Origin of the sequence: Oligoflexus sp., from assembly GCF_035712445.1 — a bacterium.
Classification (GTDB): domain Bacteria; phylum Bdellovibrionota_B; class Oligoflexia; order Oligoflexales; family Oligoflexaceae; genus Oligoflexus.
In genome coordinates this window covers 1-25,350 of record NZ_DASTAT010000135.1, presented here as the reverse complement: position 1 = coordinate 25,350, position 25,350 = coordinate 1, and the positions used below count along the sequence as shown (strand labels likewise).

General features: G+C 55.3%; 18 protein-coding genes. 6 read left to right on the top strand and 12 right to left on the bottom strand.

Annotated features, from left to right (window positions below):
• Positions 1 to 20: 20 nt before the first annotated feature.
• Positions 21 to 2,036, top strand: a complete 2,016-nt coding sequence (locus VFO10_RS28555) for a hypothetical protein (RefSeq protein ID WP_325145433.1) — start codon at positions 21 to 23, stop codon at positions 2,034 to 2,036.
• On the opposite strand, the gene VFO10_RS28550 is transcribed toward VFO10_RS28555, so the two are convergent.
• Genes VFO10_RS28550 through VFO10_RS28525 form a run of 6 tightly spaced genes read right to left on the bottom strand, consistent with a single transcriptional unit; the run spans position 2,037 to position 8,114 of the window.
• A complete protein-coding gene (locus VFO10_RS28550; RefSeq protein ID WP_325145432.1) occupies positions 2,037 to 2,231 on the bottom strand; it encodes a hypothetical protein in 195 nt (64 codons plus the stop codon).
• Positions 2,225 to 3,697 (bottom strand): O-antigen ligase family protein, encoded by a 1,473-nt coding sequence (locus VFO10_RS28545; RefSeq protein WP_325145431.1) that lies wholly within the window; start codon positions 3,695 to 3,697, stop codon positions 2,225 to 2,227. The genes VFO10_RS28550 and VFO10_RS28545 overlap by 7 nt, the downstream gene beginning before the upstream one ends.
• Before the next feature lie 9 nt (positions 3,698 to 3,706).
• A complete protein-coding gene (locus VFO10_RS28540; RefSeq protein ID WP_325145430.1) occupies positions 3,707 to 5,161 on the bottom strand; it encodes a hypothetical protein in 1,455 nt (484 codons plus the stop codon).
• A complete protein-coding gene (locus VFO10_RS28535; RefSeq protein ID WP_325145429.1) occupies positions 5,142 to 5,747 on the bottom strand; it encodes a polysaccharide biosynthesis/export family protein in 606 nt (201 codons plus the stop codon). Before VFO10_RS28535 ends, VFO10_RS28540 begins: the two co-directional genes overlap by 20 nt.
• Positions 5,744 to 7,303 (bottom strand): hypothetical protein, encoded by a 1,560-nt coding sequence (locus tag VFO10_RS28530; protein ID WP_325145428.1) that lies wholly within the window; start codon positions 7,301 to 7,303, stop codon positions 5,744 to 5,746. The genes VFO10_RS28535 and VFO10_RS28530 overlap by 4 nt, the downstream gene beginning before the upstream one ends.
• A gap of 10 nt (positions 7,304 to 7,313) precedes the next feature.
• The gene (locus tag VFO10_RS28525) at positions 7,314 to 8,114 is read right to left on the bottom strand and encodes a polysaccharide deacetylase family protein (protein WP_325145427.1); all 801 of its coding nucleotides are present in this window, start codon (positions 8,112 to 8,114) and stop codon (positions 7,314 to 7,316) included.
• A 196-nt stretch (positions 8,115 to 8,310) separates the two neighbouring features.
• Between VFO10_RS28525 and VFO10_RS28520 the strand changes: the two genes are divergently transcribed.
• On the top strand, positions 8,311 to 9,201 hold the full coding sequence (locus tag VFO10_RS28520; protein WP_325145426.1) for a hypothetical protein: 891 nt from the start codon (positions 8,311 to 8,313) through the stop codon (positions 9,199 to 9,201).
• Positions 9,202 to 9,210: 9 nt separating this feature from the next.
• Here VFO10_RS28520 and VFO10_RS28515 read toward each other — a convergent pair whose 3' ends face one another.
• Both VFO10_RS28515 and VFO10_RS28510 read right to left on the bottom strand, forming a co-directional pair.
• Positions 9,211 to 12,402, bottom strand: coding sequence for a putative LPS assembly protein LptD (locus VFO10_RS28515; RefSeq protein ID WP_325145425.1), 3,192 nt, complete (start codon positions 12,400 to 12,402; stop codon positions 9,211 to 9,213).
• A complete protein-coding gene (locus VFO10_RS28510) occupies positions 12,374 to 13,735 on the bottom strand; it encodes a bifunctional folylpolyglutamate synthase/dihydrofolate synthase (protein ID WP_325145424.1) in 1,362 nt (453 codons plus the stop codon). The genes VFO10_RS28515 and VFO10_RS28510 overlap by 29 nt, the downstream gene beginning before the upstream one ends.
• A 275-nt stretch (positions 13,736 to 14,010) precedes the next feature.
• Here VFO10_RS28510 and VFO10_RS28505 point away from each other — a divergent pair, with 275 nt between their 5' ends.
• On the top strand, positions 14,011 to 14,379 hold the full coding sequence (locus VFO10_RS28505) for a hypothetical protein (protein WP_325145423.1): 369 nt from the start codon (positions 14,011 to 14,013) through the stop codon (positions 14,377 to 14,379).
• An 88-nt stretch (positions 14,380 to 14,467) separates the two neighbouring features.
• On the opposite strand, the gene secD is transcribed toward VFO10_RS28505, so the two are convergent.
• Entirely contained in the window at positions 14,468 to 17,215 is a 2,748-nt protein-coding gene (gene secD, locus VFO10_RS28500) for a protein translocase subunit SecD (RefSeq protein ID WP_325145422.1), read from the bottom strand.
• 339 nt (positions 17,216 to 17,554) lie between these two features.
• On the opposite strand from secD, the gene VFO10_RS28495 reads away from it, so the two are divergent.
• The gene (locus tag VFO10_RS28495; RefSeq protein ID WP_325145421.1) at positions 17,555 to 18,589 is read left to right on the top strand and encodes a hypothetical protein; all 1,035 of its coding nucleotides are present in this window, start codon (positions 17,555 to 17,557) and stop codon (positions 18,587 to 18,589) included.
• 174 nt (positions 18,590 to 18,763) lie between these two features.
• Entirely contained in the window at positions 18,764 to 19,534 is a 771-nt protein-coding gene (locus tag VFO10_RS28490; RefSeq protein WP_325145419.1) for a ferredoxin--NADP reductase, read from the top strand.
• Positions 19,535 to 19,634: 100 nt separating this feature from the next.
• Here the strand turns inward: VFO10_RS28490 and VFO10_RS28485 are convergent, their stop codons facing one another.
• From VFO10_RS28485 to VFO10_RS28475, 3 genes are all read right to left on the bottom strand, one after another.
• Complete coding sequence (locus tag VFO10_RS28485) at positions 19,635 to 21,386, bottom strand: mechanosensitive ion channel family protein (protein ID WP_325145418.1); 1,752 nt, start codon at positions 21,384 to 21,386, stop codon at positions 19,635 to 19,637.
• A gap of 18 nt (positions 21,387 to 21,404) precedes the next feature.
• Positions 21,405 to 23,228 carry an ABC transporter ATP-binding protein gene (locus VFO10_RS28480; RefSeq protein WP_325145417.1) on the bottom strand — a complete coding sequence of 608 codons (1,824 nt, stop codon included), beginning with the start codon at positions 23,226 to 23,228 and terminating at the stop codon, positions 21,405 to 21,407.
• 143 nt (positions 23,229 to 23,371) lie between these two features.
• Positions 23,372 to 24,406: an MBL fold metallo-hydrolase gene (locus VFO10_RS28475; protein ID WP_325145416.1), complete on the bottom strand. Its 1,035-nt coding sequence runs from the start codon at positions 24,404 to 24,406 to the stop codon at positions 23,372 to 23,374.
• A gap of 147 nt (positions 24,407 to 24,553) precedes the next feature.
• Here VFO10_RS28475 and VFO10_RS28470 point away from each other — a divergent pair.
• A partial coding sequence (locus VFO10_RS28470; RefSeq protein WP_325145415.1) for a 7TMR-DISM family protein occupies positions 24,554 to 25,350 on the top strand: 797 nt, incomplete at its 3' end.

Here is a 25,350-nt window from a genome sequence, read left to right as displayed (position 1 = left end):
TTCTGGTGGCAGGGTCTTGCATGCGTCGTTCCCCTGATCAAAATCCGGAAACCACAGCCACGGACGCCATTCGATGGCCGTCAGTCAGCTTTCTGCTCGGAGCGCTCAAAAGGCAGTTTCTGTTCGCGAGCATTCTGACCATTCCGGTCTTCTTTCTCGTGATCCTTGGTTTGAGCCGCTTTCCTCTGGAATATACCTCCAATATCGCAGTGATCTTCGATACTGCGGAAAGCATGAATCCTGGTGAAAACATCGCCGTGGTGGTCAATCGCATCTCCAGCGCCTATGAATCCCGCTTCAGCGACCCCGAATTTTTCAAACGCATCCTGAGGCGTCTGCCGCAGGACACGATCAAGCTGATGCCCAGTGGCGAATCGAAAATTAAAAGCTTCCTTCAGACCTTCCTTCCCGCCAACCTGCAGCCCGCTTCCTGGAGCCTGACTCCGGAAGAGCAGACGGATCTGGCTCGTGTCGAGGAACTCAAGAGCAGTCTGAAACCCAGCGTCGTTGTCGGGCAATTCACCCTGAATCTTGCGGCCACGGCCCAGGACACCAAGGATGCCCAGACTCTGGCTGCGGAAGGCATGGCTCAGTTCATAGTGGACGAACTCACGCAAAGACAGGCTCAGGCACGGGCGAAGATCCAGGAACTTTCGACGTTGGAAGCCGCAGTTTTGAAGGAAAAAGAAGCTCAGAGCGACCTGAGCCAGACGAGCGAGGGCGAGTCCAAAATCTTCACAAGTTCCGAGGAAAAGCGGACCATCAAGGCCAAGGAACAGGTTTTGGTGCGGGAAATACTGCTTAAAATCGCCGACTATCAGCGCGCCCAGTCCACCCAGGAAAGCAAGCTCCTGCTTCTTAATGATGATCTGAATAATCTTCTCTCACGCAAAGGCGTCACCCACCCTGATGTCATTCAAAAGCAGCGGGAAATCGACAAGCTGAAAGCCGAGCCCGTGGATACTCCTATCCAGTCCGAACTCAATCGGCTGAAGTCCCAGCTCTTTGCCATGCAGCGCGACATGAAAGCACGCGGCCTGCCGATCGACAGAAGCGTTCAGATCGCCAGTTTCCCCGATGAAGCGCGCCGGACTCTTGCCGATATCACGACCCGGATCCGGACTTTGGAAAACCTTGTGGAAGATCTTCGCGGCGATATCAAAAAGCCTTTGAGCAGTCGCCGCTTCACCGTGGTTCGCGAACCCGAAGTGCCCTCCAGCCCATCCAATAAAAAACAACTGGGCCTCGCCGCCGGCATTGGTTTTGTCCTCTGTCTTTTGACCTTCCTCATGACGATCCTTATTCGCGAGATGAATCAGCCTTACCTCGTCGCCTCGGAGCAGATGGATCGCCTGTATGGTGTCCACCCGACCGCCGAAGTGAAGCCGGCCTGGCTCCGCCGCCATCCGGCCTTCGATGCCGAGCAGGTCCGCGAACTCAGGCCGCAGCTGGGACAGCTCGTCAGCAAAAGACGTCCCGAACTCGTCCTGCTCGATTCCTATCGGCATATTGGTCAACTCGTCGATCAGATGCAGGAGCATCAGGTGACTGTCGTCTTCGATACGGGAGCCGAGAATCATCCTGATAATCTGGCTTCCAACCTGATCAAGGTCCTGACTGTGGACAGCGGCCGTCGCGCGCTTTTCCTCAGCTTCCGGGGTCGCGACAGTCAAAGCGAAGAAAATACCGCGGACCTTATGGAATTTCTGGCTGGCAATGCGGAATGGAAGGATGTGCGCCTGAAAGGTTCGGCTGATGGCAGTCATGATACGGCCTTCGCCCGTGACCCTTTGGAATCGCTCGGAGCCTTTAAAGAGGATCTCGTCCAAAGGCTTTTCAAAAGTCTGCGGGAAAAATATCAGGTGATTGTGATCGAGGCCTTCCCTCCCGCTTTCAATTCCGAAAACGGCATCCTGCATCAGCTGGCCGACGCCGTGGTGCTTCAGATCCGTCTGGGTGAAACGCGGCATGAGGACCTTCAGCGCCTGCTCCAATTCATGGATCGACGCAAGATTGCAGCTGCCCTGATGAGCTGATCAACGCGGAATAGCATCCGGGATGATCGCATCCGGCAGCATCGCGAAGACCACCCCCCAGCTGATATAGAAAAAGACCAGATAGGCGAAGACCCATCCGAGGCGCGACATGCGAACGAAATCCATGCGTCGCCCGAAGATCACGCCCAGGACCATGACATGCACAACGAACATGAGTGCCAGACGCGTTAGCATGCGCCCACCTCCCTTTTGCGCATTTGATAGAGGCGATAGCAGCCCCCCAGAAAGAGCCCGCCGAGCAGCTGGTTCTTGTTCACGGTCAGCCCGATATCACCGAAAACATAGCTGAAGAACTGCATGAAATAAAAGAGGCAGAAGATCCCGATATAGCGATAGCCCACCATGTGCTCATCGTGGATCAACCGTCCCGACAAGCCGAACATGAAAAGAAAGATCAGGCTCACCCCGGCGATGGTCAGAGGCCCTCCATAGCACCAGGCGGACAGCAGCGCATTATGAGGGATCATCTTGTAACGCGGATATTTGCTGGCGACCGACGGCATGGGATAGAATTCCTCGAATTCCCTTCCGTAACCAATCCCGGTGAGGGGCGCGCGTGAGACCTCACGCAGCATGTTCGCGTTCTCCAGATCGCGATAGCTCGGTCCCTGTTCGCCCGTCTCGGAACCAAAGGACCTGTAGAGCGCACCGACCGAAAAGGGCAGACTCCAGGTCGCCGCCGTGAATGTCCCACCCAAAAGCGCTGTTGTGATGATCAAGCGTCCAAAGCGCTTCATGAAGGACTGAGGCAGGAAGAAGAGCATTACGAAAAGAGCGAAAGGGATCGCCACATAGGATGTCCTGCGATCGTTCAGGATATAGGCGAAGAAGGTCGCCGCGAGCGCGATAAGGCTCGCGACCTTCAGTATTCCTTCCGGGCGACGCCAGGCGTACTGCAGGAGATGGAGCATCGCAACGACCTGATAGGCGGAGAAATAATGTTCATAAATATATTCCATTTCCGCCAAAGAACCGCGATTGGTGATCCAAATCAGAATAGCCTGAAAGGATTTGAACACGATGAGGATGGTGAGCCAGAAGAAAATCTTTCGGAAGAATTGCACATCCCGCATGACCACAAAGCCAATGAAGGTCCAAAGGGGCAAAAGATAGAACACCCGTATCTGAATCAGAGCCGTCTGCAGGATTCCGCCAGTCATGACTCCGTACAGCGTACCGATGAGACCCGTGGTCAAGACCAGAGATGAGATCAAAAGCAGCGGCAGAAGCCCCAGGTTCACCCACGCTTTTTTCTCTTCGCGCTTTGTGATCACAAAGCAAAGGAAACTAAAGCCTATCGTAAAGGCTTCAAAACCCGTGATTCCAAACGAGCGAAAAAGAAGCGTTCCAAGATCCTTGGTGATCGAATCCAAATCGTTCCATGGCCCCTGGGCAATGTCGTCGATAAAAAAGCAGAGGATAAAAAAGGCCAGAAGGATGATCTGATCTGATCGTGAACCCAGTCGGGGCAGAATAACCCAGGCCGCCACCGCCAGAATTGGAAGGGGACTCAAAGGCAGAAGGCTTTCCTGCAGGAACATGAAAATGCTGAGAGACAAGGCTGCAACTAAGACCAGCATCTCCACCCAGAGTGCGTGAGCTTTGGCCTTGGTATTTAAAGTAAATTTGCCGGGATTCATGCGCGCCCCTTAGAAATTCCCGAGTTGCCCCAGGCTGACGAGAAAGGTCAGACGTTCGGCGGTCACATCCGTGATTTCTTCATCCAGATTTTCATAACTGGTATCCAGACGATAAAAGAGGCGACCTCCCAGTGGGCGGAGACCTCCTGTCAGAATTTCCTGCCAGCCGATCCGCAGATCCGCAAAGTTCCGTTTGATGGAGACCGGCGGCGTATCCGTTTCAAAGAGATTCCTGCGCCCACCCAAAACTATCGACAGCTGAGCGCGACGCGTGACGTCAAATGTCTGAGTCAGATTCATTTCAGTGAAGTCCGCCTCGCTCTGCTCGAACTGCTGGCGACTTTGCGTCAGATTGAGGATCAAACTATAGCGTCCTCTCTGATGCGACCACTGCGCTGTGCCGGTCACGGTATCCTGCTGCTGATCGGTGGTCACAAAATTCTGGACAGTGAAAACGCGATAGGATGTGGTCAAATCAATCTGCTTGCTCAGGCTCAGAAGGAAGGAATTCCGCGCATCCCCTCGAAACGCCAGGTCCGCTTCCCCAAACACCTGGCCTTCACTGTTTTCGTTCCCCTTCTCCCGAAGTGCTCGGGCAAAGATCGATGCCCGCCACGACGAAAGCGGAGTATAGGCAAGGCCCAATTCCGGTCCACTCAGCTGGCGATCGTCAGCATTGCTGCCCTGCGAACGCAGATCCTGCCAACCCACGCTTCCATTCAAGCGGCCGACCAGGGGAAAAAGCAGTCGCGCCTGGCTATCCAGAACGCTCTGCTTCGTTCTCAGCTCCAGAACGTTCCCGTTATCCCCAAGATCCAACTCTGTTTTGCGCACGCTGCCCTGAAACTGCGCAATCACCCAGCGTTTCTCCAGGCGCGCGCCCCAGCTATCAATTGTGCTTTCCGTTGGATCCGTATCAGGAAGCCGCAGGCGCGACTCCTGCCGACTCGCATCCAGCGTGAGATCCACAGTCTTGCTCAAAGAAATGGTATCGGCGATGTTGACTCCAGCACCCCAGCGATCGGTGGTGCCGCCACCTCTGCCTGTGTCGAGCCCGTTACTCAGGATGAATTGATCTTCAAGATTCGCAAAGCGGGTGGAGCCATAGAAAACGCTGCCGCCCACAGTCAGCCCCAGGCTGAAACGATGAAGGCCCACCGTGCGTTCCCAAATCGTCTGGCCATCCACGATCACAAAACGATCCAAGCGCTCACCCAAACCCAAAGTCCAGCCGAGGCGCGTCAGCTGATTGCGGGCGGGCACGCTGCGATTCAGCGTCACCGCTCCATTATCCACCAGATAGAAGCCGTGATCCGCCTCTGCGGAACCGGAGCGTTGCCAGCCGAGCCACACGCCATTGGCATGCTGCCAACTGCCTTCAGCGCGGCCTGGTTCCTGGGCTTCAAGGGCCCAAGGGACGAGCGCCAGCGCGAAGATCAACGCTTTATTCCACGTAGATAACATCGCCACTTTCCAATGTGATGTTATCAATGTATTTTTCTCCGGTCAGAATATCTTCGTAACGCAGGGAAAAGCGCCGAACCTTGTTATTGCCGACCTGTCGAATCAGAACGATGCGTCCGGTGGCAAAGGCCGTGGGACCGCCAGCCAGGGTCATGGCCTGAAGGAAGGTCGTTTCACTGGTGAGCGGCACGACACCGATGCGGTTAATTTCGCCGGCAAAATAAACGGAAAAGCTGCGCACGCCCAGGAGTGAGGCCGTCACGCGCGGATTCTTCACCATTCCATCCAGCGCGCTTTCCAAACGCTTCGTGAGTTGCGCCACGGTCATGCCGACGACATTGATGGGCGGGATCAAAGGAAAGGTCAGGATGCCGGCCGGCGAGACGGTGAAGCGTCGGCTCAGTCTTTCCTCGCCATAGACAACGATATCGATCTCGTCACCCGGTCCAATCGTGAAGCCGCCCTGGCGGGTGAAGGTCTTGCCGGCCTGCAGCTGCGAGATGTCCTCGGCCGGGATATGAAAGGTACACGCTGATGTGATGACCATGGCCCACAGCAGAATGAAAGTACGAACCGCCGTTTTCATCGACCCATCTCCTTGCCTTCGGATCCATGACCAGATCCTGTCAGAGCCACACCTATCACCACCAGACTTCCCTCTTCATCCGCTTCATCGAAGGGATTTTTCTCGACGAATTCACGCTCCGCTTCCGCGAAGATATACCATGACCTTTGCACGAAGTACTTCGCGTCCACGCGGATCGCTGCGCCGAGCAGTTTCGTATAGCTTTCCGGATCCTGATAGTAACTGCGGCTGACGGTTAAAAGCCTCATGTCACCCGAAAGATGCCAGTACTGGCCATCGCCATAGGCGGCCCGCAGCCCCAAACCAACCTTGATTTCCCGGGGATACGTAACGATGTCGGCAGCCGGTTTCGGATGATCCACGAATTCCAGGGGTATGAAAAAACCAATCCCCTGATGCGTGTCCTCGGTCACGAGCTGGCCTATGCGCAGCTCGGCCTCATAGGTGGCGAAGGGCGCTTCATGCCCATCGCGTGCCAGTGCCGCTGTGAAGACGGCCCGTTTCCAAAGACTGAGTCCGGCCTTGACCGTGTCCCGCATCAGGCCCTGCTCTTCAATCACCAAGGGTTTTTCCACGAGCGAGACCGCTTCACGGCGCACACCAAAACCGAGGGAGCTTTCCCCGAGGCGAATGAAGTTATCCAGGCGGCCCATGAGATTCTGTTCACCGGCTGAAAAAAAACCGACTTCAGTCAGAAGACTCCAGTTGGTCGTCGGGCGGAAGGTGTAACCAAGATTGACGGAAGCCTCTTTCTGCCGCTCAGGTTCCAGAGGATGACTCAGTTCATGCGCGCCGACGTTCACATGCAGTGGACCGTGATAATCGACTTCCAAAGATCGTCGCCGATAGCCGCGCAGATCCACATAATCCTTGCCTGCCGTGGTGAGCCAGGCATCATGCGCTGGATCGTCGGGACTGCCGGGTTTTCTGTGGCCCATGGATTCCAGAAGAGTCTCGGCGCGCTCCACGGCCTGGCGCATATAAGGGGAAAGATCATAACGCTTCATGGCCGCCACGCGTAAAAGCGCCGCCTCATCATCGCGGCTCCAGATCAAAGCATAGAGTCTTTCGATTTCAGACGACTCGTTATTGTCCTGTAAACTGATCAGCTGCTGATAGACACTGAGGCCGTCCTTATACTGCTCAAAGCGAATCAGGTTACGAGCCAGAACCAGCATGGCGTAAGGGTCATCGGCATAATCGCGCTGACCGATGCGCACGCGATTGGCAAGGCCGCTGTAATCCCCCTGCCAGGCGCGATAGAGCACCTGCACCTTTTCCGAGCCCGATCCCGAAGGAGGAATCGCCCGCCCCAGATCCTTGATCGCCGCTGCATTCTGCTTCATCGCGTAAACGAAGCTGAGCCAATAGATGGAAGCATGCCGGTAATCATCACGCGGACAGGCGAGCATCTGCTTGCCGAGGGTTTCCGCCTGCGGACCGAGGCTCTGGGCTTCCGCCAGAAATTGACCGAAGGCTCCGCCATCACAGGCCGCATGAACCCGCGTGGCGACAAGTCCCAAACATAACATGAGAAGACGGATGCGACTTCGCAAGGCTCACTCCTTATTCGTAATCATCGCAGGAGGATTCACCAGCCACCTGATCCACGGAGCTTCCGGCTTCCGCCAGAGCCGCCCGCAGTTCCGGAACCTGATCCAGACGCGCAAAGGAAAAGCCAAAGGCCGAGAGATCCGGCAAAAGAGTGGCCAGTAGTTCCAGGGTGCGCGCGTCTTCATCATGGAAGGGAATGATGCCTTTCTGAAGACGGACGATTTCGGTGAAGTACTGCTGGGCGCAGGCCGTAACGCTGACATCATTTTCCCAGCAGCTTTTATCATCCATGAAGGTCTCGCTCAGCACCGTATCGGGCTGAATCGGGCCCACGTACTTGCCAAGGCCGTTCTGATTCAAAAGATCCGCCAGCTCTTCATTGAATTCGCCTTCCGGGGCATGCAGAAGAAAGATGTCCCCCGTCACGTCCTCGGTGATGAGAGCATCCGTCTTTCGGATTTCAACGATCGGTTCTTTGGAATGGGTCAGAGGTGTAAACGTATAGCCACCATTGCCGACGAGGTGCCCCTGTTCCCAAAGATGATGAAGATCGGCACTGTGCTCGTGAACAGCGGCTCCCCGCACGAAAAAACTCGCGAAGATGCCACGCTGCTCCAGAAGTTCACCGATATCCTTGGTGTGCTCCGAAGGGCCACGGAGAAAGGTGAGTGAAAGTGTATTGGCAGGCAGGCCGGATCCAGTCCATGGCTCTGCGCGCAGATTTTTCGCCTTCAAATCACAGCTGCTGCCCTTTTTCACGACTCCGCATCCAGCCAAAGCCAGACCGAGAGTGGCAACGGCGAGTCCTTTCATGCGACTGCTCCCTTGGGACTGTCAAATTTTTTGTCAATTGGTCTTGGCTATCAGTGTAGCAGAAGCCTTCCAAGCCATACAAATCATTTGTAAATTGCGGCATTTAGGTCCCAAACGCGGGTCTGGTCAGGACTTTGCATTTTCGAAAGGGCCACGCGTCTGTGGATCCGGCTGTTTTTCTGGGAATGGAGTGGTTATGACGAAGCGGTGGTTTCTTTTCAGCCTTCTGTGTATCACGGCCTGTCTGCCTCAACCGAAGAGCGACGTGCAGAAAGCCAAAGCTGAGCTTTTGATTGAAGGTCGCGTTCTTCATAGCAGCGAGCTTTTGAGCGGCAGTACCGCGATCTTTATTGAGCAGGAGCCTGTGGCGGAAGCCATCAGCGCGGACGATGGCAGTTTTGCCCTGACCTTGGATGAAGATCGGCTCGAAGCTTTGCGCCTGCAGTATGGTCTGCAGGATGCCCTGCTTCACCTCTATTTTATAAGTGAAAACGGCAATCCCGAATCCGCGGTCCTGAATGTTCTGAATATAAAAAACCGCGGGGCCATGAACCTGGGCGATATCCAGCTGCAGACCGAGGTTCCTGTCGAAGGCCGCATCGTGGCGCAAGGCACGCCGGCTGCTGACGCGCGCGTGCGCCTGGGTCGCAAGGAAATTCAGACCGCTGCCGACGGGACCTTCAGCCTGACTCTGCCGGCGCAATCGGCGACGCCGCTTCTGGTCGAGAAACGCGGCTTTGTCCAAACCCGAGGCACCTGGCTGCCGGGCAATCAGCTGCGGGACGTTGAACTCTATAGTGATCTGAACCCGATGGGCAGCATCGAAGCCCAGCCGATTCCGCGAAACACTTCCAACCAACCGATTTCATTGAGCTATTCAGCCAACGGCGCGGCGCGGTGGATTCGTTTTGCCAATAATCCTGATATATTAAACCAGGGTTATATCGCCGATGCTCCCTGGCAGGACCTGCGGCAGCCTTTGCAGATCATGCCTGCGGCTGCGACCATCTATTTTCAATTTGCGGATCGCGATCAGAAAATTCTGGGGCCGGTGTTGAGTTATACGCCAACCCTTCTGATGGAGTGATCGAAGTCTCTAAAGATTCTCGTCATCGACACCGAATTGCCGCTTCAGGCCCGGTGAGATATCCGCGTTCCGTCGATTGCCCAGGAAAATAACCGCCAGCTGCACGATGTAGTTGGCGTTTTCTTCATTCTGATTCAAATCCTTTTCCCGCACAAATCGCAGACCCCAGCAGCCGGACACGCTATCATAGGCGATCTGATAGGATGTTCCATACTGATACTTCTCCGCTTCCACCTGGCGCCGGATCAGGTTCGCACCCAGGCTTATATAAGGGATGATGCCGGAACTCAGACCGACGTTGGTGGTCTTGATCCTCTTGAAAAAGATTTGATTCAGGGCGGTATCGAGTTCCGCATTTTTCTCGACCACATAATTCATGGCCAGGGATGTGGACAAGAAGGTCGGCAGGCCCAGACCAAAACTGAGCGAGGTATTGGCGTTCTTATAGATGTTATAGGTCGAGGTCGTCGACAGGCTCACGCCGCGCCAGTTGATGGCAAGAGATGAGTAAGGGCCGAGCCAGGATTCGGGCAGCTGGAAATAATTCACGACCTGACTGCGGGCCTGGGCTGCGTCTGCTGGATCGCTCGCCTGCAGGGCCTGTTCTTCCAGATCCTTATTGCGCTTGATCTGCTCCTGCCGCAGTTTTTCCTGCTGATAGTCAAAGCTCATGCTGATGTTGAAGCTCACAGGCTCGGACGTATTCACATCCGAAATCCGATAGCGGTTGATGAACCAATCCACTCCACCATCCGGACGGTCACGGAACATCGTGCTCGTGCTGGTGACCGGCTGATCCTTCACACTCATCAGCTCGCGCAGGGCCTGTCTTTGCAAATCGCGAAGCTGCTCGGCATTCTCGTTCGTCTCCGGTGGCAGCTGACCAGGCAGCGTTTCCTGCACCCGATCGAAGACCTGCCAGCGATGGCTGGTGCTCAGGGTCACGCGCTGATGCGGGACCATGCGATCCTCATCGCGCACATCACGCGGCTGCTGTTCATCAGGATGAATGGTGCGACGATCGCTTGTGAAGTAAACCAGGTCCGTTTTGCTGGCGTTCTGCAGTTCTCCGTACTGCCCCTCGCGCACCACGCTCGGCCGCATGGAAAGGCTGAGACCCCAGTTCATGATATGCTTCACATAACTCTGGCCCTCGACGCCCTCCGGCTTTCGTATCCAGCTCGGCAAAGGCCCTATGCCATCGATCGGCAGATTCAAGGCGAAGCCCGTCCGCCAGCTGCGAATGCTGCTGTTTTTCTCGGGCAATCCTTCATGGGAAATAACCCGGACCTCACCTTCGGTAAACTGATCCACGCGGACGATGCTGTCGCTGGTCAAAGGCGTCGTGAGAAGGACGGCCATGCGATTCCATTGGCCATCACCCAAAGTCAGATCCGGCGTGGCCGGCGCAATGTTGTTCGTGATATTGCGCGTGGAATCAAATTCATCGATCACGATGGTCTTGGCCTGGACTTCCGCGTAAATCGGCAGCTTCACCCAGCTGGATGGCAGAAGACGGAAGAGCCGGGTCTGAAGGTTCAGATAAGCTGGAATCTGCTGCCCGGAATAACGTTCGGTGGACCAGGCGTTGTCACCGAGCGAGCCGCCAAGTCCCAGATAAAAATCACGACCATCAAAATCCACCCGTGCCTTGGCGGTGGAAAAAGCATTGGCATTGGCCTGATTGGCAAACGCGGTCACGATATCTTCTGGCAGATAAAGGTCTTCGATATAACGGTGATCGGACGTGACCTTGCCTGCCGACACTATCGAAAGGCGCGGCGCAAGGAAATAACGCCCTTGCCACTCCTCCTTGCCCCTCCAGGTATTGCCGGGCGGAGTCAGGTTATCGACGATCTGCTTTTCACAGGCGAGGCGCTCTTCCGGAGTCGCTGCAGTCGCGCAGAAGGGCTGCTCTTCCAGATGATACTTCAGAAGTCCATTGCGCTCGCTCTGCAGCTGCAGCCACGAGGTGTCGCGAATCATCTCGGTCTGAAAGCGAAAACCCGAGTGCTTGCGCGCTTCATAGCGGCCTTCAAGCCCTACACGCGTCCCCCGTTTCTGGAAGAGGTCCGTGGTAATCGTCGCATCGGCATTCTGCCCAAGATCCAAAAACACCGGCTGGGTATAGACAAAACCGTTTTTCTGCTGCCCGCTTTGAAAGCTTGGCATCAGGAAACCCGATTGGCGCTTGGCTTTCAAAGGCAGCTTCAGATAAGGCAGATAAAGGATGGGAATGCCTTTGATCGTCAGCACCGGATGGTGAAGGTCGACATAACCTTCCTGCTGCGCTTCAATCTCATCCGCCTGGAAGCCCCAGGCCGGCGTCTCATCATCTTCGCAGCGGCAGGGCGTGAAGGATCCGCGATCGACTCGGTAAAGATTGCCATCGCGTCTTTGCAGTTTGTCACCTTCCAGACGGAAATAGAAATTTTGAGGCAGAGGCGCAGAGGTCGCTTCGGCCCGCGACTTCTTCCAGTAGGTGCGGCGGCGCTCCAGGCGGCGGCGGCGCTCGGGGTCGCGATCGGCGAGCATCGGCGGCGAGGATTCGCGGGTGAAACGTTCGCGCTCCAAAAGTCTTGTGTAAGCAGTCACCTGGCCGGGGCTTGGTTCCTTGGCCTCTGACGCTCCAAAGGCTTTTTTCATATCCTCTTTGCTCTTTTCGATCTCCTTCAGCTGCTCCTCGCGCGCGGCGTCGTAGGCCAGCTCACGCGCCGACTGCCCCAGGATGCGGCGGCTCACTTCTTCAACTTTACGTACGTCGTTGGCCGTGAGCACCGCATTGATGATGGTGAAATCACCTGTCTTCCACTGCATCTCGATCCGTGTACCCGTAAACACTTCGTTCTGATGCAAAAGGACGACGTGACCTTCAGCCACCAATGTGGTCGTCGTGTAGTCGACCTGGATCTTATCCGCTGTGATGACATTCCCGCCGCCGATCAGGACCACGTCCCCTTCGAAGAGGTAGCGTTTGCCATCCTTATCCAAGCCGATGGTGCGGGTGTCGTAAAGAAAGGAATAGTCAGGATCGACATCCAAAGGATCCAGGGAAGGCGTCGGCTCGTCCGAGGCTCCGAGTTCAGGCACCGGACGCGTCTGAGCCGAGGCCTGGCTGGGAACAAGGCTGCTGCACACTATTGCTAGAAGCAAGGAACCGAGAGTGAGCCCCTTACCAATCACCAGAGAGACATCGTTCAAGGCTGATTCCATTCTTAGGCGCGCTATCAAAATGCTGAAGGATGCGTCCCACAGCCAGCACAGATCCACAAATGGCCCAAGGAGCGTCGGCCGGGTTCCACCGGACCAAGGCTTCCTGAAAGGCCTCCTGAAAACTCGTATAAAAAGGCAGATCGCGATGCCGGACGTCCAGAAGCTCGGGCTGCCAGGCGCGTTCGTGCTCAATTCCAAACAGGATGACAGGATGCAGGCGCGAACGCAAGACATCCAGGATGCGATTCATTTCCTTATCTTTCAAGATGCAGACCAGAGCCGGCATAGGCGTCTCAAGGCCCCTGCTGGCGAGTCCGGTCAGAAATGCCTGGGCTCCATCGGGATTATGCGACACGTCCAGGATAAGCCGCACAGGACCTCGCGTCGACGGAACCAGCAGCCTTTGACTCCGCCCATAAAGCGTCACAGGCGCCGGAGCCTGACCTTCACAGAGAAGGGGCCAAATCTCATTCAGGGGCTTCCATTTCTCATCACCGAGGGTTTGCTGCAGATAATGATACATCGCAGCGGCCAGGGCCAGATTTCGCCTTAAAAAGAGCGGAGTTTTTTTCAGGAGCTTTTGAAGAGGCAAGGAGCAAAGCGGAAGATTCGGAAGATTCACGGCGATGGTTTCGCTCGGCGCATCATATCCAAAGTCACGGTCCGCTTCGTAAAGCGGGACATTATGTTTTGCGGTTTGCTGCAGAAGATGTTCACGATAACCGGGCACTTCGCAGACTTCACCGCCGCGCCCCCAGAACAGAGGACGTCCGGGACGCATGATCCCGAGTTTTTCATTCATGATGCCGATCAGATCGGAGCCGAGATATTCCTGATGATCTTTGGAAACGCTGACCAAAGCCGAGACAAGGGGATCGCTCACGTTGGTCGCATCCCACCGTCCACCGAGGCCCACTTCGAGCACTTGGAAATCCGCGGCTTTCTTTTGAAAAAGTTGAAAGGCCAGCAGCGTCGCGATTTCAAAAAAAGATAGCTCATCATAGTGATCAGGCGGCAGTTCCTGCTGAAGCTGACGCCAGACATCAGCCAGCTCCCTGTCGTCGCACGGCGTTAAACTCAGCTGGCAGCGTTCGGAGAAGGCCGCGAGATGGGGCGAGCTGTAGAGCCCGATATTGCGTTGGTTGAGTGCGAAGAGGTACCAGAGGAAACCGCTGGTGCTTCCTTTTCCATTGGTGCCACCGATCAAAGCCGCGGGGATTCGCGCCGCAGGCCTTTTTAAAAATTCGTAACTGCGCTCAATCCGTTGCAGCCCTGGTTTTATATGGGTTGATCGCCTGGCAAAGAGTGTATCGAAATCCACGATTTTATCCTCGGTCACGCTGGCCTAAGAATCCGATTATTTTAACAAAGAACGGCTTTTTCGGGCAGGCCTAAAAGCATTTTTCCCAGAAATTACAAACATTTTCCCGTTGCAGAGCCAGAAAGCATGCCCTAAGATGTCCCTAACCCCATGAAAAAATAATGGTTGATGGCGGAGACAACTGGCCTCAGGGGGAGCTTTGTGTTCGAAAGCTCCACGAATCTGAGCACGGGAGCCTTGCGCGTCGACTGCCCTTCTCAGGAAAGGTGGCTTTAATGCTTTGCAAGCGTTGTCCTCACTTGGTTCGTCATGGTCAGTATAATGCTGAGAACGCTCAGATCGAATTCAAGAATCTCTGTGGCCTCGTCATGAAAAAACACATGGCTCCTGAACCCGTTATCGAGGACCCCAAAGCCAAAGGCCCTAAAAAGGTCGGCGCACGCAAAGTTCCCAAGAAAGGCGAAGAGCCCAACATGGATTGCGTGAATCATCCATTCCCGAACGTCTTCGACTACATCGACTGCAGCGTGTATCAGGAAACATTCAAGTCGACGACTCGCAAGAACGATGTGATCCCCACCAAGGATTTCCAGTATTCGGACGTGCTGTCGGGCAACTCGATCACCGACATGGAACTGCTGTAACGAGCCGCCTTATCATTCATGGTGGAAAAAACAAGGGGGCCTGAGGCCCCCTTTTTGTTGTCTTGATCAGTGGATAGGGAAACTCGGCTTAACTCCGAGCCGCCTCGCCACCACTCACCTTGATCACCTTCTTCTTCTGCCAGTTCTCGAACAGCAGAAGGCCAGTCGTCGCCACAAAGGTCGAACTGATGGTCGCGGCGATGATACCGATGAACATCGCAATCGCGAAGTTCAGGATCTGATCCGTGCCGAAGACCAGGATACCAACCAAAGAGAACATGGTTGCGAACGAAGTGTTGATCGAACGCGAGAGGGTTTCGTTCAAGGAGATGTTCACGTTCTCCAGCAGCGTGCGGCGCGCGTGAGCCTGAATGTTTTCCCTGATCCTATCGTAGATAACGATAACGTCGTTGACCGAATAACCCACGATCGTCAGAACACCGGCGACCGCCGTCAGGTCAAAAGGCCTTTGGAAGAAGAGATAGAAAGCCAGAACCATCGACACGTCGAAGATCATTTTCATGATCGCGCCGGGAACGAAGCGGCTGTCAAAGCGCAGGGCCACGTAAAGCACGATACCCAAAACCGCCCAGAAGACCGAGTACACACCCTGCTTCCGCAGCTCTTTACCGATCGCAGGACCGACGTATTCCACACGCTGAACATCCGGCTGATAATCCGCCAACTTCGTGGTCAGAGTCTGCCGTATGGTTGTCGCTTTCTCCGTATTGGCTGCAGCCGCCGCAGCATCAGCGCCTTCGGTGGCTGTGATGTTACTGCCTTCAAAACGAGCCGACCACTGCCTGCCGTCCGAACCAACTTCCTGCAGCTGGGCATCCTGCACACCTGATGCTTCAAGTGCCGCGCGCACCTCTTCAGCCTTGACGGGCTTACCGAAGAGCACATCGATCTGCGTACCACCAGCGAAGTCAACTGCCCAGTTGAAACCCATGGTCTGACTCGCCACCAGAACAGCCAAAACCACAGCCACACCGAAGCCGGTCACGGCCTTGCCGTATTTCATGAAGTCGAAGAGACGACGCGGAGCCTGCGCCTGCTTCTGCGCGCGGGCCCAACCCAGCCAGTCCTTGATCTGCTGCTCGCTCTTGCCGCGGGACAGGAGGAGTTTGAAGAAGGTATGAGTCACTGTCAAAGCGGTGAAGAGCGACACGATCAGACCAAGGATCAGAGAGATCGCAAAGCCTTTCACAGGGCCCGAAGAACTGGTTTCCAGCATCACGAAAGCAGCGACCAGAGTGGTGACGTTGGCATCGATAATGGTCCAGAATACTTTCGAGAAACCGTTTTCCAGGGCTTTTTGCGGCGGACGTCCATCACGCAATTCGTCGATGATACGTTCGTTGATCAAAACGTTGGCATCCACGGCCATACCGAGGGTCAGGATGAAACCTGCGAAGCCCGGCAGCGTCAGTGAGAAGCCAAAGGCCGCCATCAGCATCAGAAGAAGGATACCGTTCAAAACCAGAGCCGCGCAGGACAGAACGCCTGGGATCCGGTAGTACCACACGATGAAGATCAAAACGAAAACAAGGCCCACGATGACCGAGAACACACCCTGGTTCGCCAGTTCAGGCCCGAGGGTTGCTCCGACCTGACGTTCTTCGAGGATCGTGATGGGAGCCGGCAGTGCACCGGAGCGAAGGATAAGCGCCAACTGGTTGGCTTGCTCCTGCTTCACATTGAAGGCTTCGCCCGAACCCAGCGTGATCTGCGCGCTGCCGCCCGAGATTTTGCCCTGGATCACAGGATCCGATACGATCACATCATCAAGGACGATCGCCATGCGGCGGCCGATGTTGGCGCCTGTGATATCACCGAAGCGCTTGCCGCCGGTCGGCGTGAATTTCATCGACACAACGGGGTCGTTGGTCATCGAGTTGGGATCGTAGCTGACGCTGGCGTCCAGAACGTCTTCACCGGAAAGTTCGGTGGCGGCTTTCAGGACCTGGCCTGTGTAACGAACTTTTTTACCGCCGGCCAGTGGGGTTTCTTCGAACAGAAGTTCACGACCTTCAGGAATCAAAGGCTGAGCCAGGGCGACGATAGCTGCTTTGTCCTCACCGACGATCGCCACCGCACCGCTGTTGCCGCGACGCTCCAGTGTGGTTCCAGGAGGCAGCTTGCCTTCCAGAGCACCGAATCCGCGGAATTCTTCATCCACCAGTTTGAATTTGAGCTGCGCGGTTTTACCAAGCAGTTCTTTCGCTTTATCGGGATCTTTGAAACCGGGCAGCTGCACCATGATCGACTTGTCAGCGCGACGGTTAATGGAAGGCTCCGAAACGCCCCACTTGTCGATACGCGAACGAACGACTTTTTCCGCCTGCTCCAGCGATCCATCGCGAATACGCTTCAGCTCGGTGTCGTTGTATTTCAGATCTATGGTCTGACCTTCACCTGCGACGCGTTCCAGTCCTGTGTACTGAGCGCGGAGGTTCGAGCGGAATTCATCGACGTCGATGCCGTCTTCCAAGGTAATGCGAAGGGTCTGCTTGCCTTTGATCGCATAGGCTTCCTTGACGGTTTTCTTGTCCTGGTTCGCCCAACGCTCCATCTCGGTTCCGATGCGGCCGAGGCGGTTATCGATAGCGGCTTCGGTATCCACACCCAGGACAAGCTGCACGCCGCCTTGAAGGTCAAGACCCAGCTTGATGTGCTTCTTCGGCAGCCAGGATGGAATGGCTTTGTCGAGTTCCGCGGGATCATTCCGCTTGTCCTTGGGTAAGGAGAAGTAAATGAAAGTCGGCGAAATGTAGTAGAGCGCTCCTAGCGTGATCAGCAGGATGGCTATGGCGCGGAATCGCAGGGACTTCATGGGGGCTCCATTCCTTCTATTAAAGCAGACTACACCGCATCATGGGTGATCGTTACAGATACCTTGACTCGTCGCAAGTGTCAGCCGTTTTTTTGGTAGCGATTCAGCGTGGATGCACGCCCCCAACAAACGCAAATACGACGCAGTTACATTCCTGTTTCTGCAGCTGTCACCGGATGCTCACAACTGTGCTGCCTTCAAGTCTGTCAAAATGATATTTTGCTGTCCACGAAAATCCTCGCTCGCTTGCGCGCCAAGGCCTTGAAAGCTTTTCATTCTGTGGCACGGGATTCGCTCCAGTGACTGGGCTTCACATCCATGATTCGGAGGACTCACTTCATGCTACTTGTCCGCAAGCTTTTAGCGACCCTGAGCTTTCTCGTCCTGCTTCCCGGCTGCGCTGTTGTTCTGGATGACACGCCCGAAGACGAACAAAAAGTTGAGTATGAGTATGGCACCTGGGAAACCAATCCTGATTCCGGAACCTATGAGTACGTCAAATGCAGTGCATCCGGTGACACATCACGTCTCTGTGGCTATCGACCTGGCACGCAGGGCGCCCCGGATCGGCCGGATTACAGCTGGCAGAGCAACTGCCGGGGCCGTGACTGCCAGATTCTGAACGTTTTTGCTCACTATTCACTGCAGGAAAATTTGGGGGTCAATCGCACGCTCGTCATCGAAGCCTTTGAAAATGCGCAGTTCAGCGGCTCACCCGCCGCCAACATCCGCATTGCCGGATTTGACGCGAGTCGCCCAAACTCCAGCGATCGCGAGGAAATGTACCTGGCGCCGGGCGAATATTATTTCCGCGCCTATTTCACGACCGACGATACGCAGCCGACGCCTTATCCGATGGATGGAATGATCCTGGTCGGCGATGCGCCTGTGGGTGTGTATGGGGCTCTGTCGGGGGCCAAAAGGGTTGTGGTGAAACCCAATCAGCTGCCTGAAGTGATCAATATCTATATTGACCAGCTCTTCAAAAAACCCGGCAGCGAACCAACGACCAATGCCCGGATTCGTCTGCGCCTGAATGTGTCGCCTGACGATTTCGTCCCGGCCAACCGTGATGTGCGTATTTTCCTGCTCAAAACGCCGGATATCGAATCAAAACCTCTTTATGACCTGAGCTTCAGCAGCAATCTGCTTTTGATTCATGGTCAGGAGTATAGCGCGGAATATGTGACCCCGAGCCTCGCAGTGGCTTCCTACTATGTCTTTGCTTTCCTGGACGAGAACAGCAACGGTTACTATGACTCCACGGAACTAGGGGCTTTTTACCTCGAGAATCAGGAGGTTTCGAGCTTCCCGGTCGAGCGTGATCGCACCCGCAGTCTGCAGCTCACCCTGCAGCCGTACCCGGACCGTTGAAGTTTTGCGAGCTTCCGGCCCTGGAACCTTCGGGTTCCGGGGCTCTTTTTTTTCGTCCCCTACCAAAGCGGAAAGCCATTCCAGGGCCCGTGCGCAGCGCCCTTGCCCCACCCGGCAAAATTGTTTATAGTCCGCTGTCTCAGTCATATATGCCTAGAAAAAGGACACAATCCCATGCAAGAGACTGCTGCCCCCCGTCGCAAGAAAGGCTGGATGAATTTGAAAGTCACCCAGGTCATTGATGAAACCTGGGATACGAAAACCTTTCTGATGGAAGACGCTGACGAGGGCTCCTGTCCCTTCGATTATATTGCCGGTCAGTACTTGACCTTCCGTTTCGATGATATCAGCGAACGACCTGTTGCGCGTTCGTACACGATGAGCAGCTCGCCGAATCAGCAAGGCTTTGCGGCCGTCACGATCAAGCGCGTGGTCGGTGGACTTGTGAGCAATCATTTCTGCGACAAGGTCATCGCGGGTTCTGTGCTCAAGGCCCGCGGCCCTATCGGCCGTTTCACCTGGGATCCTGCACGCTGCAGACAGCAGCTCGTCATGGTCGGAGCCGGCAGCGGCGTCACGCCTTTCGTCAGTATTCTGCGCGCCTATGCGGAAACTCTGGGCCAGGAGGGTTCGCCCGAGAAGATGACTCTTCTCGTCGCCTATCGTTCGAAGGAAGACCTGATCTGCTGGAAAGACCTTGAGGCTTTGCAGAAAGTTCCCGGCATCCGCGTGTTCACAACATTGACCCGCGAAGATGCGCGCGGCGAAGGTTTCCTGCACGGCCGTCCTGATGAAGCGATGATGGAAGGCGTCTGCGAAGGCACCTATGAAGATGCCACCTATATGACCTGCGGACCCGATGCGATGATGAAAATGGTCGTCAGCTTTCTGCAGAAGAAGGGCGTTCCGGATCCGCATATTATGCTGGAGTCGTTTGGCGAGTGATTGTCTCGCTCGAGGCCAACCTCCACTCCTTACGTCACCCCGCGCAGCGGGGTCACCGGCCGCCTCTTGCCGCCTCTTACGTTAACCCCGCGCGGCGGGGTCACCCGCTCGCCAAATCCGTGTCCTTCTTTACGGCCCCAAACTCCAAAAGGTCCGTGCGCGGTTCAATCCATTCCTGCGGATAAAGGGGCAGCGGAAATCCTCCGAGCGCTTCCATCTGCTTGATCTTCTCATCGACCACGGCCCTACGCTCACGCAGCGTCGCCTCATCCGGCATCAGCATCATCGGCGCCCCCTGGAAGCCGAAACCGGCCCCGGCCTCCTCAATCAAAAATATGATCCTTATATTCAAATCCTCAATCACAGCCAGGTACTCATTCCAATCCGTGCTGCGAATATAGGCGAAAAACTCAATCTCGAACCCATAAGGCACGAAGCGCGTGAACCGCACCCGCGCGGGATCGTTCATCACCATGGGATGCCCGATCAGCATCTCCTTCAGCTTGATCAATATAAACCGCAGCTGATTCGCCGACGTATCAAAACGCAGGATCATCGTCGTCGTCCATCGCAGCTTATCCCGCTTCTCGAAGTTCTCCAGCTTCATATGCGAGAACTCAGCATTCGGTATCGACACGATCGTCCGATCCAAAGTCCGGACCCTTGTCGACCTTAAGCCAATATCCTCGACCGTTCCCACGATATCCCCGAAGCGACCGAAATCCCCCACCCGCACCGGCTGATCCAAAGTCACGGACACGCCACCAAAAAGGTTCTCAATCGTCTTCTGACCCGCCAAGGCAATGGCCAAACCACCGACCCCAAGACCTGCGACTATCGCCGTCACATTGAAACCAAGATCACGCAGCAGGAAAATAATCCCGATGACCACGATAATGGTCTTCAGGCCCTTCTGCGTGGGCGGCAGCATCGCCGCTGATCCAGGCCGTCCCTGTCTTTCAAATGACAGACGCATCATCGCGATGCCCACTTCCGTCAAACGCAGAGCCAGAAAGATAAGAGCCAGCGTGAAAATCACCGTCAGACCATACTGGACCGTCTGCCGGATCGCGAGGTTCAGATCCAAAGAATCCATGGCCAGATGAAAAACGCCGAGCCCAGTCAGCATCCGAAGCGGCGGCACGAATCCCCGCATCATCTCCGCTGTCAGATCAATCGTAAATCTCCGGCTGATCAGATTGAACGATTTGATCAGGACCAGCGTCAGAATCCGCGCGATCAAAGCCGCGACGACGATGCCCAGAAACAGTCCCAGCCATTGCCAGACTTTGATCCCCCGAAACTGGTGCTTCACCAGAATCGGCGGAATATTCGCTTCGATATCCGACTGCTGAATCTTCTCGGCCATGCCCTGGATCTGATCGATAAACTCCGGCGCAAAACGCCAGTATTTCTGCTCGCCTTCCACCACCCGCACCAGGGTGATCGGCGTCGCATCACCATTCACAATCACCTGGCCGATGATCTCGATGTCGGGCGGCTGGTTGTCATTCACAAAACCGTCGGCTTCAATCGACAGTTCGGCAAGGTTCACGCGCCCCCTTTTATTCAGGACGTCAATCAGCTGCTCCGCCGTGCGCTGCCGCCGATCGCTTCCCCAGCGTTTGGGGAACTCGATGAAATTGACCGCAGCAGGCACATCCTCGCGTTTCATGATATTCAAAAACTGCCGGAACATATAACGCGGGGATTCGATATTCTCCGTCGTCTCCGGCTTCGGTGCCACATCCTGCGCATAGACCCGCCCCATCTGGGCGTCCGCATGCGGCATGATCAGAGAGTGAAGAAGGAACATGAGCGCCAAAGGGTAAAATCGAGAGAGCTTCAGCATGATGAACGCATCCTTACTTCAAACATAACCACTGGCTTGCAAAGCGAAGAGCTTCGCATAAAGGCCATCAGCCGCGATCAGTTGATCGTGGCTGCCCTGTTCCAAAATTCGGCCGCCTTCGATAACGAGTATGGTATCAGCCATGCGTACTGTGGGGAAGCGGTGAGAAATCAGAATCGAGGTGCGATCGCGCGTCAAAGCCCGAAAGCTGTTAAAAACCGCAAATTCCGCTTCGGCATCCAAAGCCGCTGTCGGCTCATCCAGGACCAGGATATCCGCCTCTTCCCGCATGAAGGCTCGCGCCAGTGCAATCTTCTGCCATTGTCCGCCGGATAATTCCACCCCTTCATGAAACCAGCGTCCCAAAGGTGTATCGAGTCCCTGCGGCAGGCTCTGCAGAACCGCACTGGCCCCACCGTGTTCGATGGCACGCAGCATACGCGTCTTTTCGCTGCCGTGCTCCAAACTGCCCATGGCGACATTTTCCGCAAAGCTCATTTGATAACGATTAAAATCCTGGAACACGACGGCCATGCGTTTCAATAAAACGTCCTCATCCCAGTCCTGAAGGTCGCGACCATCCAAAAGTATGCGCCCGCGCGTCGGCTGATAGAGTCGCGTCAGAAGCTTGATGAATGTGGTTTTTCCCGCACCGTTGTGCCCGACCAGCGCCAGACTTTGCCCCTTGGGTATGAAAAGATTGATATCACGCAGGGCTGCTTCGCTCTGTCCCGGATACTGAAATGAAACATTCTCAAAGCGCAGGCCTTCCTCATGACCTTCAGGCAAGGCCTGGGGTGGTTGGCGCGGCGGGGCGGGTATGGCCAGAAACGCAAAGAGGTTCGACATATAAAGATTATTCTCGTACATGCCGCCGAGCGTGCTCAGGATCGACTGAAACGACTGCTGCCCCTGGCGAAAGGCCGCGACATAGAGCGTGAGATCACCAAGCGTCATTTTTCGCAGGGCCGCGGCCAGAGCGATCCAGGCATAGCACAGATAAAAGGCGACCGTTCCAATTAGGGAAAGTCCAAAGCCCCAGCCCGTACGCTTCAGGCTGATTTGCTGATCCTCGCGATTCATGCTCTCGGCAATCTGCCGGTAACGTTCCAGCAGCGTCGGCCCGAGTTTGAAAAGCTTCACTTCCTTCACATGCGAATCATTGGCCAGCACATATTCCAGGTAATTCAGCTTGCGCAATTCCGCCGAACGTCGATTGCGGGCCCAGAATGTGGTCGTCGAAAAATAGAGTTCCGATAAAGCCGCCGGCATGGCCGCCAGAAAAAGTCCGCCGACAGCCCAGACATTCAGATGCATCAGAAGCACGAGGTAGCCGCTCAAAGTCAGACTGTGCTGGATCAGCACAAAACTGTCGCTCACCACGGCCAAAGGTCGTGACGACGCTTCCCGGCGTGCCCGTACGAGCTGATCATAGAACTCGGGATTTTCAAAATCCTTGAGTTCCAGCGACAGAGCCTTGTTCAAAATCCGCAGATTGATATCAATGCCGAGTCGTCCACCGATCAATTGACGGCATAGACTCAGGCCGCGTTGACTGAAGGCCTGCACCGCAATCAGTCCGAGTTCCACCGCCACCCATTGCAGCGTCAGCTTTTGATCCCCCGCAACCACCGCGTCAATGATCAGTTTGCCGAGCCAGGCAATCAGCAGCGGCAGAAAAGCATTCATCAGCGTAAGGCCACCGAGCGACGCAAATAAGCGCGGCGCCGACTCCCAGGCCAGACGAAAGGTGGCCGGTGTAAAGGTGAAGCTCTGCCGGATACGGATCCAGCTCAAAGGGTTTTGGGAAGGCTTGGGTTTCTCCGGAAGATAAGGCCGCATCGTATTCCTCCTGGCGGGAATACGATGACAGAAAGGGGAGCCTTGGGGCAAGGGACAAGCGTGTCGCTCTCCCTTACGAGGCATCACGCCCCCTCGCGAGGCATCACGCCCCCTCACGAGGCATCACGCCCCTTCACGAAGCATCAGGGACTGATGATGAACTCATCCAAAACCTTGCGCATCGGGGTGGGCCCGATATTTTTCAGCTCAGCGTCCAAAAGGGTGAGGGCCTCCTTCTTCAGCTGAAGGACATGCTCATCCGGCTGAAAGGTCGAACCAGCGGGATAATCCTGACCGGGCGTCTTGGAAATTTCCACATGGGCCCCCAGAACATGCGTGATGGTCTTGCCATTCGCAAAGGCCTGCAAGCGAGCGACGCTGGCTCGATAGACTTCCCAATCCTGAATGTAAAGGCGTCCGGGATAAAGCGTGTCGCCGGTAAAAAGTATCCCGGTCTGCGCATCATAAAACGCGAGGCTGCTCGGCTCATGCCCGGGAATAGGAATCGCCTGGATCATGCGACCGCCCAAATCATAATTGGCGACCGAATTGGGCCAATTGGTAATACCGAAGAAACTCATCACCGCCGCCTGGCTCGTCCCGACCACGGTGGTGTTCGCGCGCCCTGTGAATTGCGCATCCGCTGCGCGATGATCACCATGCGCGTGACTGTGCGCTACGATCAGCATGATCTGAGCTCTCTGCGCAGCTCCGTAATGCTCCACCAGAAGATTCTCCACCGTTGCAGCCAAAGGAAAGGTGGTGGCCGATGCCGTCGCCCCGGTATCAATCAAAAGCGCTTTCTGGGCGCCAAAGATCAGATAAATAAATGGCGCTTCAAAGTTCACGCATTTGTTCTGCCGCAGAATGGTCAGATTTTTATTGTACGCATGGACCTGCAGCGCTCCATTGTTATCCTGATTGCAGTTGGCCGCTCCAGCGACCCACTGCACGTTCAAATTTCCGGCTTCCGGGCCTTGCGTGACCGCTGGTTTTGTAGGTTCGCTTATGGGCGGCGCGGGGGGATCCCCATGAGGCGGTATGACCACGACCTGGTCTGTTCCCTTGGCGTCCTCAGTGATAGGGGCTACGGCTACCCGCTCCTGACCCTTGGGATTGGTTTTTTCGGGGGTGCACGCTGCGCCAACATAAGCCATCAATATCAGGATCTTACGCATATTCATCATGTCCTTTACGGAAGGGGCCCTCCCCTTATCGGCAAAATTTCTAAAAAAGTAAGAATTTCCCGACCGCGCAGCCATAAGAGCCAGGGGCATGAGGTATACTATTGTGACAATCCCTTAGGAAAAAGAAGGTGGCTTGCCATGCGAATGTTTCGAAGTTGGTCCCTCATTCTGCTTCTGTTCCTGACCGTCCCTGTCTTCGCAGGCGTGCCTGAAATCGAGAGCGGTGACGTCCGCGAACTTTTGCTGGGCCGCCATGTCCTGATTCTTGAAGATCAGACGAAGCAGCTGACCCTCGAAGATATCCGTTCAGGTCGCCACGATGCGGAATTCAAAGCCGCGACCCGGGATTTTCCGGGGCTGAATAACCCCAACGCCAACTTCTGGATCAAACTGTCCATTGATAATAAAGGGGCCGACGCCAAAGACCTCATCCTTGAAAATCGCTATCCGATGCTCGATACCATGACGCTTTACCAAACGGCGGCGGACGGATCCCTGAAAGAGGAAACGCTGGGGGATGAAATCCCTTATGAGAATCGCACGGAAGCTTTCCGCTATCCCGCCTACCCCATTCATCTGAAGCCCGGCGTGAATGATTATGTGCTGAAGCTCCAGAATAAAAGCACCTTCGTCGTCAGCCTTTTCCTTTGGGACAGTCGGCATTTTGAAAACTACACGCGCCGCGATAATCTTGTCCTTGGTCTTCTCTATGGCTGCATCGTCGTCCTGATCCTCTACAACTTCTTTCTGGCACTCTCATTCCGCAGCACGACGTATATGATCTATGTCGTCTATCTTATCACCTACGTCGCCTATCAGTTTGGGATCCAGGCAACGGGAATTGATTGGATTCCAGGTGAAACAGGCCGCTGGGTGATGAATCGCGGCTGGCTCATCATGGTTTCCGTCAGTCATGGATTAAGCTGCCTCTTCGC

What these genes read in the sequence shown, in the direction of transcription:
- secD (WP_325145422.1), bottom strand. Translation starts at nt 17,215, where the DNA reads ATGAAGTCCCTGCGATTCCGCGCCATAGCCATCCTGCTGATCACGCTA.
- VFO10_RS28485 (WP_325145418.1), bottom strand. Translation starts at nt 21,386, where the DNA reads ATGCTGAAGCTCTCTCGATTTTACCCTTTGGCGCTCATGTTCCTTCTT.
- VFO10_RS28490 (WP_325145419.1), top strand. Translation starts at nt 18,764, where the DNA reads ATGCAAGAGACTGCTGCCCCCCGTCGCAAGAAAGGCTGGATGAATTTG.
- VFO10_RS28520 (WP_325145426.1), top strand. Translation starts at nt 8,311, where the DNA reads ATGACGAAGCGGTGGTTTCTTTTCAGCCTTCTGTGTATCACGGCCTGT.
- VFO10_RS28540 (WP_325145430.1), bottom strand. Translation starts at nt 5,161, where the DNA reads ATGTTATCTACGTGGAATAAAGCGTTGATCTTCGCGCTGGCGCTCGTC.
- VFO10_RS28545 (WP_325145431.1), bottom strand. Translation starts at nt 3,697, where the DNA reads ATGAATCCCGGCAAATTTACTTTAAATACCAAGGCCAAAGCTCACGCA.
- VFO10_RS28535 (WP_325145429.1), bottom strand. Translation starts at nt 5,747, where the DNA reads ATGAAAACGGCGGTTCGTACTTTCATTCTGCTGTGGGCCATGGTCATC.
- VFO10_RS28505 (WP_325145423.1), top strand. Translation starts at nt 14,011, where the DNA reads ATGCTTTGCAAGCGTTGTCCTCACTTGGTTCGTCATGGTCAGTATAAT.
- VFO10_RS28495 (WP_325145421.1), top strand. Translation starts at nt 17,555, where the DNA reads ATGCTACTTGTCCGCAAGCTTTTAGCGACCCTGAGCTTTCTCGTCCTG.
- VFO10_RS28525 (WP_325145427.1), bottom strand. Translation starts at nt 8,114, where the DNA reads ATGAAAGGACTCGCCGTTGCCACTCTCGGTCTGGCTTTGGCTGGATGC.
- VFO10_RS28555 (WP_325145433.1), top strand. Translation starts at nt 21, where the DNA reads ATGCGTCGTTCCCCTGATCAAAATCCGGAAACCACAGCCACGGACGCC.
- VFO10_RS28550 (WP_325145432.1), bottom strand. Translation starts at nt 2,231, where the DNA reads ATGCTAACGCGTCTGGCACTCATGTTCGTTGTGCATGTCATGGTCCTG.
- VFO10_RS28480 (WP_325145417.1), bottom strand. Translation starts at nt 23,228, where the DNA reads ATGCGGCCTTATCTTCCGGAGAAACCCAAGCCTTCCCAAAACCCTTTG.
- VFO10_RS28475 (WP_325145416.1), bottom strand. Translation starts at nt 24,406, where the DNA reads ATGCGTAAGATCCTGATATTGATGGCTTATGTTGGCGCAGCGTGCACC.